The organism is Acinetobacter sp. TSRC1-2 (assembly GCF_049895885.1).
In the GTDB taxonomy this organism is placed as follows: Bacteria; Pseudomonadota; Gammaproteobacteria; order Pseudomonadales; family Moraxellaceae; genus Acinetobacter.
Genome location: NZ_JAFCTF010000027.1, coordinates 1 through 9,084, shown reverse-complemented (window position 1 = coordinate 9,084; position 9,084 = coordinate 1). Strand labels below are relative to the sequence as shown.

At 35.6% G+C, this 9,084-nt stretch carries 14 protein-coding genes; 5 read left to right on the top strand and 9 right to left on the bottom strand.

Annotated elements, in window-relative coordinates; genetic code table 11:
* Window positions 1–248 (bottom strand): hypothetical protein (locus tag ACP69Y_RS16420; protein ID WP_425919507.1); only part of this gene is annotated, 248 nt, incomplete at its 3' end.
* Between the two features lie 234 nt (window positions 249–482).
* Here ACP69Y_RS16420 and ACP69Y_RS16415 point away from each other — a divergent pair.
* Window positions 483–743, top strand: a complete 261-nt coding sequence (locus tag ACP69Y_RS16415) for a hypothetical protein (protein WP_425919506.1) — start codon at window positions 483–485, stop codon at window positions 741–743.
* A 52-nt stretch (window positions 744–795) separates the two neighbouring features.
* On the opposite strand, the gene ACP69Y_RS16410 is transcribed toward ACP69Y_RS16415, so the two are convergent.
* Window positions 796–1,089, bottom strand: a complete 294-nt coding sequence (locus ACP69Y_RS16410) for a mobilization protein (RefSeq protein WP_131269259.1) — start codon at window positions 1,087–1,089, stop codon at window positions 796–798.
* Window positions 1,090–1,299: 210 nt separating this feature from the next.
* Here ACP69Y_RS16410 and mobQ point away from each other — a divergent pair, with 210 nt between their 5' ends.
* The 3 genes from mobQ to ACP69Y_RS16395 all read left to right on the top strand — a co-directional run bounded on the left by mobQ (window position 1,300) and on the right by ACP69Y_RS16395 (window position 4,760).
* Window positions 1,300–2,736, top strand: a complete 1,437-nt coding sequence (mobQ, locus tag ACP69Y_RS16405; protein ID WP_425919508.1) for a MobQ family relaxase — start codon at window positions 1,300–1,302, stop codon at window positions 2,734–2,736.
* 535 nt (window positions 2,737–3,271) lie between these two features.
* Complete coding sequence (gene repM / locus ACP69Y_RS16400) at window positions 3,272–4,225, top strand: replication initiation protein RepM (protein WP_425919505.1); 954 nt, start codon at window positions 3,272–3,274, stop codon at window positions 4,223–4,225.
* Window positions 4,218–4,760 carry a plasmid replication DNA-binding protein gene (locus tag ACP69Y_RS16395; protein ID WP_425919504.1) on the top strand — a complete coding sequence of 181 codons (543 nt, stop codon included), beginning with the start codon at window positions 4,218–4,220 and terminating at the stop codon, window positions 4,758–4,760. The genes repM and ACP69Y_RS16395 overlap by 8 nt, the downstream gene beginning before the upstream one ends.
* 108 nt (window positions 4,761–4,868) lie before the next feature.
* Here the strand turns inward: ACP69Y_RS16395 and ACP69Y_RS16390 are convergent, their stop codons facing one another.
* The gene (locus ACP69Y_RS16390; protein ID WP_425919503.1) at window positions 4,869–5,198 is read right to left on the bottom strand and encodes a type II toxin-antitoxin system YafQ family toxin; all 330 of its coding nucleotides are present in this window, start codon (window positions 5,196–5,198) and stop codon (window positions 4,869–4,871) included.
* Window positions 5,176–5,451 (bottom strand): type II toxin-antitoxin system RelB/DinJ family antitoxin, encoded by a 276-nt coding sequence (locus ACP69Y_RS16385; RefSeq protein ID WP_425919502.1) that lies wholly within the window; start codon window positions 5,449–5,451, stop codon window positions 5,176–5,178. The genes ACP69Y_RS16390 and ACP69Y_RS16385 overlap by 23 nt, the downstream gene beginning before the upstream one ends.
* Window positions 5,452–5,666: 215 nt before the next feature.
* On the opposite strand from ACP69Y_RS16385, the gene ACP69Y_RS16380 reads away from it, so the two are divergent.
* A complete protein-coding gene (locus ACP69Y_RS16380; protein WP_425919501.1) occupies window positions 5,667–5,828 on the top strand; it encodes a YegP family protein in 162 nt (53 codons plus the stop codon).
* Window positions 5,829–6,148: 320 nt separating this feature from the next.
* Here ACP69Y_RS16380 and ACP69Y_RS16375 read toward each other — a convergent pair whose 3' ends face one another.
* From ACP69Y_RS16375 to ACP69Y_RS16355, 5 genes are all read right to left on the bottom strand, one after another.
* A complete protein-coding gene (locus ACP69Y_RS16375) occupies window positions 6,149–6,856 on the bottom strand; it encodes a hypothetical protein (protein ID WP_425919500.1) in 708 nt (235 codons plus the stop codon).
* A 138-nt stretch (window positions 6,857–6,994) separates the two neighbouring features.
* A complete protein-coding gene (locus ACP69Y_RS16370) occupies window positions 6,995–7,570 on the bottom strand; it encodes a hypothetical protein (protein ID WP_425919499.1) in 576 nt (191 codons plus the stop codon).
* 180 nt (window positions 7,571–7,750) lie between these two features.
* The gene (locus tag ACP69Y_RS16365) at window positions 7,751–8,188 is read right to left on the bottom strand and encodes an Imm42 family immunity protein (protein ID WP_425919498.1); all 438 of its coding nucleotides are present in this window, start codon (window positions 8,186–8,188) and stop codon (window positions 7,751–7,753) included.
* 91 nt (window positions 8,189–8,279) lie between these two features.
* Complete coding sequence (locus tag ACP69Y_RS16360) at window positions 8,280–8,582, bottom strand: helix-turn-helix domain-containing protein (protein WP_425919497.1); 303 nt, start codon at window positions 8,580–8,582, stop codon at window positions 8,280–8,282.
* The gene (locus tag ACP69Y_RS16355; RefSeq protein ID WP_425919496.1) at window positions 8,575–8,931 is read right to left on the bottom strand and encodes a type II toxin-antitoxin system RelE/ParE family toxin; all 357 of its coding nucleotides are present in this window, start codon (window positions 8,929–8,931) and stop codon (window positions 8,575–8,577) included. The genes ACP69Y_RS16360 and ACP69Y_RS16355 overlap by 8 nt, the downstream gene beginning before the upstream one ends.
* Window positions 8,932–9,084 lie beyond the last annotated feature (153 nt).

Below are 9,084 nucleotides of genomic sequence, written 5' to 3'. Positions count from 1 at the left end.
TCGGAAATAATCTCTACTAATACTGCATCTGCTTGTGAAGTACTTCTAACAGCAGAAATTTCATTTTTAATTTTAGTAAAAGATTTACCAGTTTCTTTAAAAGAAAAAACGGTTTTATTTCCAGTGAGAATTAGAGGGGTAAGATTAGCGACTTCGCCTATTTTTAAGAATAGCTCTGCCACTCTGACTTGATGGGCATAAATAGATCGTAACTTTTGGGTAATTTCTAAAGCAGTACGTTTATTCATAAATATAACCATTAATTTTATTAGATTTTTTGAACATTTTAATTCTTGTAAATCCAATATTAGCAGAACTAGTATTAATGAGTAAAATTTGTGCACTAGTGCACTTAAAAAACTGCTTATTGCTAATAGCGCAAGGGTTTCAGCTTTAAAAAGGATAGAATCCATAAACTCAGAGATATCACAGAAATATTAAAGTTCGATTCTGTTCACTTCATAAAATGAGTGTCAAAGCATATGAAAAGAGATGAGTTTTTAGGGCAAGATCCTGAACGAAAAATTATTTTTGCTTTTCTCTTTAGTAGAAACCAAAAAGCAATCTCCCTTTTTATAAAATACTCAGATGAAAGGACCCTGCAAATTGCAAAGCAGACAATCGCTTTACATATCCTATTTTGGCATTCAGGGGTAAGCGTTGCTGATTTAAAAGAAGTGTTTGAAAATGACCCTGGCTTAGTCAATTCAGGCATGGAATTTTGGACAGAAATTGTTAAATAATCCGTGTAAAAAATAAATTATTCTTCAAAATTCCACGCTTGGCTTTTATAAATTACTGATGCTTCTCTGAATCAAGTAGAGTTAAATTAAATAACAGACGATCTCGATCATCCATTAAATAACGATCCATTTGAGCAATCAATTTCGCTCGAGCCTGCTCATCTTCTTCGGTGATTTTCAGCATGCAGGATCCAATTAAAATCTTGCGTCTGGTGTCATCCTTTCGCGCCTGTTCTTTCTCTTTGGCTTTTTCTCTTGCCAGTGCTGCTTGTCTTTGAGCTTTTAACTGTTTCAGCTTTTCTTCCTGAGCCTTAATCTTGCTGTCTAAATTTTCAGTCACGCTCATTAATCCAATACCATCATCCTGGGAAATCATCCCTAACATAAGCGCACTTGAATCTGCATTCAAGGTACTCTATGTATAGTAATGTTTTCCTCGAAGAGCGCACTTATGCAAACTTTGTTTGCAAGTCCGATTGGGGTTCCCCCAATACCCCAACAACCGTATCCACGGTTGTCATTCCACTTGGTGAAATTTAAAAAGCAAAAGGCAGTCATGGCGATCTACCACTTTTCAGTCAAAACCGTAGCACGATCAGCAGGGCGTTCCGCCACTGCTGCGATTGCCTATCGTGCCGCTGAAAAGATCTATTGCGAACGTGAAGGGAAAGAACATGACTACAGCCGAAAAACCGGAGTGGAATATAAAGAAATTTATTTACCCGAAGGCGCACCAAAGCATTTAAAAAACCGGGAAAAACTCTGGAATGAAGTTGAACAGCGAGAAACCCGAAAAAACTCCACCGTGGCCCGGGAATTTGAAATCGCCTTTCCGAGTGAACTGAATCAGGAACAACGCCTGGCCATGCTCGAAGAACTGTGTTCTAGCATTGTGGAAAGACACCAGGTCGCAGTCGATGCCTGTATCCATGCACCACATACCGGATCCGGCAGTGATGAGCGCAATTATCACGCACACATCCTGATGAGCACACGCAAACTGACTCCGGAAGGCTTTACCGACAAAACCCGGGAACTGGATCAAAGACACAGTGGAGAAATCGAGTACTGGCGCGAACACTTTGCCAATATCTGCAACAGCCACCTGGAACTTGCCGGACACGCAGCCCGAGTCGACCACCGCAGCTACAAAGACCAAGAGAATGGTCTGGAAGCGACCCTGCACGAAGGACCGAAAGTCACTGAACTACGCAGACAAGGTATTGAAACCGAAATCAGCCGAACCAATGATGAAATCAAACAGAGAAATCAGGCACAGCTGCAATACGGCAAAAATATGGACGATCTGATTGCTGAAAATGAGATAAAACTCAACAAACTGAAAGCAGAGCAGCAGATTCAAATCAAACATAGTGCTAAAACGCTACCAATTGACGAAAAAGCCCTGTTTGAGCAAAAACAGAGGGAAACCCTTGTTCAACTGCTCAAAGGCGAAATCAGCGCAAAAGACGCGAATCTAGACCCAAATTTCATGCAGTATCATCTGGAGAAGGTCGAAAATACCCTGAGCAAGCAGCAAAAGCATAAAAACGAGTTCAATCAGCAGCTCGCAGAGGAGATTGTGAAAAGCGGACTCAAGCAAAGTCATGCCAAATTGCAAAGTCTGGTGGATCAACACAAGGAATTAGGCCAGAACAAGCCGTTATTATTTGGAAAAAAAGCCTGGGAAGCGCAACGTGATGCACTTTACCAGGAACACAAGCAACTGAAAGGGCAACATGAGCAGCAGAAAAAAAGTGGTGTGAAGGAATTACTGGAAAGAGATGCTTTCAAAGAACATGCCTGGAAACAGTACCAGAAGCAGCATCCGGCCAAAGCCGAGCAATACCAGAATCTATACCGATCCTACCGGATCATTAAAAAATGTGTGGATGAAATCAAACTAGAACAACAAATGAAACTCAGACAAGAACAACAGCTCAAAGCACAGCAGCCTGCACCGAAAATGAAATCTCGTGGCATGAGCCGATAAACAGAGCGAGTGTCTACGAGCGAACTGAGAAAATTCGCCCATCCCTTTCCCTGATTACAAGCTCCCTATCCATTAATCACCTGCATTGCAGAGCATCCCGCATGGGTGCGAACTTTCCAATCTTGATTCCAGACCGAGCGTAGCGAGTAAAAAAAGCTTATGAGCGAAGCGAATTCCGAGTCGCTTTTGATCTTGCTTTTGCTTTTTCTCAAAGTCACGAAAATATGACGCAAAAATTGCCCCCGACGAATCGAGCGAAAGCGAGATTCAATAGAGTTTGAGCGAAGCGAAAACCAAGGGCAATTTTTCTTTGCTTGGGCTTTTAATTATTTTTAAAGTTTTAAATGCTTTTAGATAGGCTGAATCCATTGTAAACAAAGGCTTTTACTCTTCATAAGACGACACTTACCTTGCAATAAGACGACACTTACCTTGCAATAAGACGACACTTACCTTGCAATAAGACGACACTTACCTTGCGTAAGACGACAAAATATATTAGTGTCGCTTTAACGACATAAAAAAACAATGCGCCATGAAAGAGCTGATAGTAAAAGATAATGCTTTAATTAATGCTAGTTACAATCTAGACCTAGTTGAACAACGTTTAATTCTGCTTGCGATTATGGAAGCTAGAGAAAGTGGGAAAGGTATTAATGCTAATGACCCCCTGACCGTTCATGCTGAAAGCTATATTAATCAATTCAACGTACATAGAAACACAGCTTACCAAGCCTTAAAAGATGCTTGTAAGGATCTATTTGCTCGTCAATTTAGCTATCAAGAACAACGCCCAAAAGGTATAGCAAACATAACTAGTAGATGGGTTTCACAAATTGCTTATATTGATAATACTGCAAGTGTTGAGCTTATATTTTCTCCTGCCATAATTCCTTTAATTACAAGGCTTGAAAAACATTTTACAAGCTATGAAATGAAACAGATTAGCTATTTAAGTACTGGCTATGCTGTTCGTCTATATGAGATTTTGATTGCATGGAGAAGTACAGGGAAAACGCCAATAATAGAATTGACGGATTTTAGAAAACAGATCGGTGTACTAGATAGTGAATACAACAGAATGCATGATTTTAAAAAACGTGTATTAGATCCCTCAATTAAGCAAATTAAAGAACATACAGATATTACAGTTGAAGTAGAACAACATAAAACAGGACGCTTTATCACTGGCTTTTCATTCAGACTTAAACAAAAAAAATCTGCAAACAAGCAGCTGATCAACACCATAGATTCAAACACAGTAGATCTATTTTCTAAAATGACAGATGCTCAACGTCATATGTTTGCTAATAAGCTTTCAGAACTTACAGAAATGGGCAAATACTCACAAGGAACAGAAAGCTATCAACAGTTTGCAGTTCGGATTGCAGAAATGCTACAAGATCCTAATAATTTTAAAGAACTGTATCCATATCTAAAAAAAGTGGGATATATGCCGGAGAATAAAAAGGATTTAATAAATGGCTAAATTGTCGCTCAGCGAAGTATCAAAACGGTTTAATGTGAGTCGTTCAACAATTTATAGAGCAATTAAAGAAGGCCGAATCTCAAGAAGTGCTGATAGTCTTTTTGATATAGCTGAAGTTATACGATGCTTTGGTGAACCTGTATTGAAGTCTCAGGAAATCCCACCTAAAGAAATAAAAGATGATGCAGATTTACGTCAACTTGTCGATTTTATGAAGAGAGAAATTGAATCTTATAAAGATCGAGAACTACGTTATTTAGATCAAATTGATCGGTTTCAATTACTGCTAGGTCATAAAGAAGAATCTGAAAAAAAATCTCATGAAACACCAGTGGAACGTCCTGGCGATACACTACGAGACAATATCAATGAAACATCTGAAACCCTTATAAATAAAGAAATGGAACATAATGATAAATCTCATGAAGCACCAGTGGAACGTCCCAGTACTATGTCATTGAAACAAGTTGAGACGCCTAATGACACACCAGAAAAGAGAGGTTTTTGGAGTAGATTTTTCTTACCTAATGGCTAAATTTGGTCTTTAAAATAGTTCTTTATATGAAAGATCCATTAAACAGCCCAGTTTTTACAAACTGGGCTGTTTAATGGATCGCAATATCTTGTTATTACATAAGTTAGGTTAGAACAGTTCGCTGTGTGTTCCTGCACGAACAAAAACAATCATATCGAACTTAGACAGGGATTCAACACGATAGATCAATAGAAAATCGCCACCGACATGCAATTCACGGCAGTTTTTCCACTCACTACCATTTAAGGCATGATCAAGCCATTCTGCCCCTAACGGTTCATCATTAACGATTAAGAGCATCATGACTTCTTTTAGTTTTCCCATATCGTAGCGACCACTACGAGAAAGCCGTTGCCAATCTGCTAAAAACTCTTTGGTGTAGTCCGATGATCGAGGTAAAACGGCACGTTTAGATTTAGCTGTTTTTTTCGAGGTCATTGAACAAGTCTTCTACAGTTTCGAAACGGGCTTTTTTAGCTTGGATCAGTTCATCTGCTTCATTCATAGCAGCAAGAGTCTGTGCATTCGGTACGCGAACCTCAAAGGGGATTGCTTGTTCTGCAACAACACGGGTTAAAAAGATTCGTACAGCGTCAGAAACAGACATACCCATTGATTTTAGAGCCAACTGAGCTTGAAGCTTAGTATCATCATCAATTCGAACGTGTAGCATTGAGGTTTGAGAAGTCATATCTTTACCTTAATGTTTGTAACTCAATTGAGATACATAATAACATAAGATTATACTTTTACACCACAATAATAGCTTTAAAGAACTGAGCGACCCTACTAAATTCACCACCTATCAAAAATATAATTTAAATAATTAATATATTGATATTGAAAATAAAAAATTCGTTCCTATATATAAAACTCACCATTTTTAAAAACCGTAAAGAGGGCATCATGTCACAAGAAGATAAGTGGGAATTTTATAAAGATAATCGTGGAGATTGGCGTTGGACAAGAACTGCTGTTAATGGTCGTATTGTAGGGGCTTCAACTCAAGGTTATTCAAATAAAAGTGACTGTATTGATAATGCAAGAAGAAGTGGTTATACAGGCTAATTGTTCAATAGAACTAATTAAATCTGTGGAACAACGATCAAATAGTAAGTGTGGAACGTGAAAAATCATTAAAAAAGCCCAATCACTACAGATTGGGCTTTTTTACATACGATAAGATTATGATTTATATAAGAAATAAAAATAATTTCGTATAAGTTGTATTATGTCAATTTTAGATATTCTTAGAAATAAAAATTAATACATTCACTAATTAAACTTATTCCTTTTAAGGAAACCTGTGAAAATCTCATCAAAACTGCTTCAATTTTTTCTACATCTGTCTCTAGGTTTTTACTACTTCGCTATTATTATTTAATGCGTTATTGTAAATAGCCTTGTAAAGATTGAAGTAATGGAGCAACTCCAGATGACAAAGTAATAACTGCGCTAAAATCTGTTAAATATTTTTTCCATTTTTCACTTTTGTCATTATCACACATAAATTTTTTATAAGTATCATCAACAATTACGTGACCTATTGATTTTTCTAAGATATCAACTAATTTTTCATGTCCATAAATTTGATAATTATCTAAAATTTCTAAAATTTTCTTGAGTTGATCAATCAAATAAACTTTTACTTTAACATCTAAATTATTCAATTTTAAAACATCATCTAGCAGTTGACGCGTATTCTCTTTTAAATTTGAAATTTCATCATCAGTCAAATTCTTATTAATACTTGAAATATGATCCCATGCTCTAACATGTGATGCTAAAGAGATTTCTACGATTGGGTAAAGATCATTTAATTTTGCTCTAAACTGACCGGCTTGATCAAATGGAATAATCAAAACATCAATTAATTTATTTACCCATGTTCGATCATCAAGTAATGGGTTGTCTGCTTCTAAATGGCTTGCAACATCATAGGCCATTTGGGATAAATAAACTAAATGCTGTCTAACATTAGAATTTTTAGGAAGATTTAAAGCAGTCCTATAACAATCATATGGTCTTATATCTGATTGATTATTAAATTGTTTTAAGTTTTTTACTAAATTAAATAAAATTAATGGCTTATTCATAATAATCATGTTGAATATATAACTAATATATTGATTATATTATATTTAATAATAAAATTTATATACTTATATAAATTTCTTATCTAAAGCAAAAAAACGTGGATACTAGATCCACGCGTCCTTTACATCATTCATAAATTACTTTTTAAAATCTTTTAAAATCACCTCAATATGATCTGTAAATTGATTTAAGTCAGTTACCAATAAATTTTGTTGCTTGGCCCGCATATTTACCGTAGAAATATCATAACTTTTAGCAACATACGTTGATAAATATTGTTCAAGAGTTTCAATACGTTCACGCAAAGGCAATCCTTCTGTGTTTAAGCTAGGTTCCTTTTTCGCAAAAATCCCCATTCGATACTGTTGTTTGTTGTTATCTTTAGATACATCTACCTCAATAACAGATCGATACCCAAAATACCCTTGCGATGGATTTGGGAAAACAAATTTAAAAACAAAGCTAGAATATGAAAAAACACATTCTTCTTGTTGTTCTGGTAAAGCCCGCTGAGTAAAATTAAAACCTAAATCTTTAAATAATATAGCAGTTTTGGACTTTATATCATTTAGCTTATCTGTAAAGTTTTTATCATCTAGAGCGTAAATTTGAGTTCGTATATTATCTAGTTTTTTTTGTAAATCTTCTTGCTCTTTAATCTCGTTTATCTCTTGTTCTAGTGATGACTTAAGGCTTTGTAATTCTGCGCTCATTTTAATAATTTCTCTTAAAGTTATATGAACTATCTATATGCTATTAATTTTATAAATTTCAATCATAAACTTATATTTTTTATAAAAAAATATTTTAATCTTTCACATAAAATCTACAATATAAAAAGAAAATATTCATCAAAACCATGTCTCATTTAACATAATGGTGCTTATACGAAATTATATATGGTGGCTAGTGAATTGTCGGAGAGATTTCAGTGTATTTGTAAGAGTACCTTTTGGTAAAACAATTTCAGAAAAAATTTTTCCGTAATCTAATGTATAAAATACGCGCTCAATATTTTTATCAAAACCAATACTCAAGCCTAATCCATACTGAAATAGTTCCCCTGTATCTAAGTTCACCAGTTGATCATTACTTAATGAAAAATCAATCTGACTCAAAAGGATACCCCCTAAATCTTGTTTAATATTATGAATTTCTTCTAAATTACTTATAAGATCATTAAATAGGGGAATTAGGGTGATATTAGTATATTTTCCTGGGTATGCATGATCATCAATCCAAAAATTAAAAACGCCCAACTCTAGGTTATTTTCAAGATAGTACGTAGTATCCCATTGAATAAAAAAGTCATTGTTATGTTTTATAATCATATATCTATATCCATAAATTTATGATCTATATTTAACATAAAATCTCTTATGCGAAGTCAAAAATAGGAGCTTTCAGCTCCCATTTTTATTGTTAAACATTGAATCCTATATGTTTTCCCGTTGGAAGTTCCACATCAATACGAAGCTTTCCGCCCATTGCTTCAACATACTTTTTCATGGTTGAAATTTTCAAATCATTACCACGATTTTCAATTGCTGAAAGAGAGGGCTGTTTGATTCCAAGTGTGGCAGCGAGTTCTTTCTGCGAAATCTCTAACTCTTCACGAATAAGATAAAGCTGACTTTCTAGCAGTAATTCATCTGCCATTTTTTGAATACGGGCTTGGCTCTCTGGAGAGCGGCTAGCTAACAATTCTTGTAGAGTCTTAGCCATTAGATTTATCTCCTAGGGTTGTGAGATGAAGTTCGTATTGCTCATCCGCAATATCCAGCATGTCTTTATAAAAACGCTTTTTACCGCCTTTATCAGCAATACATAGCACAATAGCCTGTCGTAAAGGATCAAATGCGAAAAAAGCTCTCAGTGGTCTACCGCGATGTTGAACACGCAGCTCTTTCATGTTGGTAAATTTAGATTCATACACGGTATCTACTAAAGGGCGGCCTAAACTCGGTCCCTGCTGCTGTAGAACAACCAGGGCAGCTAAGACTTTCTCTTGTGTTGATTCATCTTGCTGTTCAAGCCATTGATTAAATAGATCTGTCGTAATGACTATCCACATACCACAACCAAAATATAGATTATAGTCTATATTTTAAGTGGATTAGGCTTGCTTTGCAAATGAGAAATGATAGGTAATAAAAAAGCCCAACATCCTGTTGGGCTTTTTCGTATTTGATGCTTAGATCTGACTCCTGTCTGATCTTACGTTCCT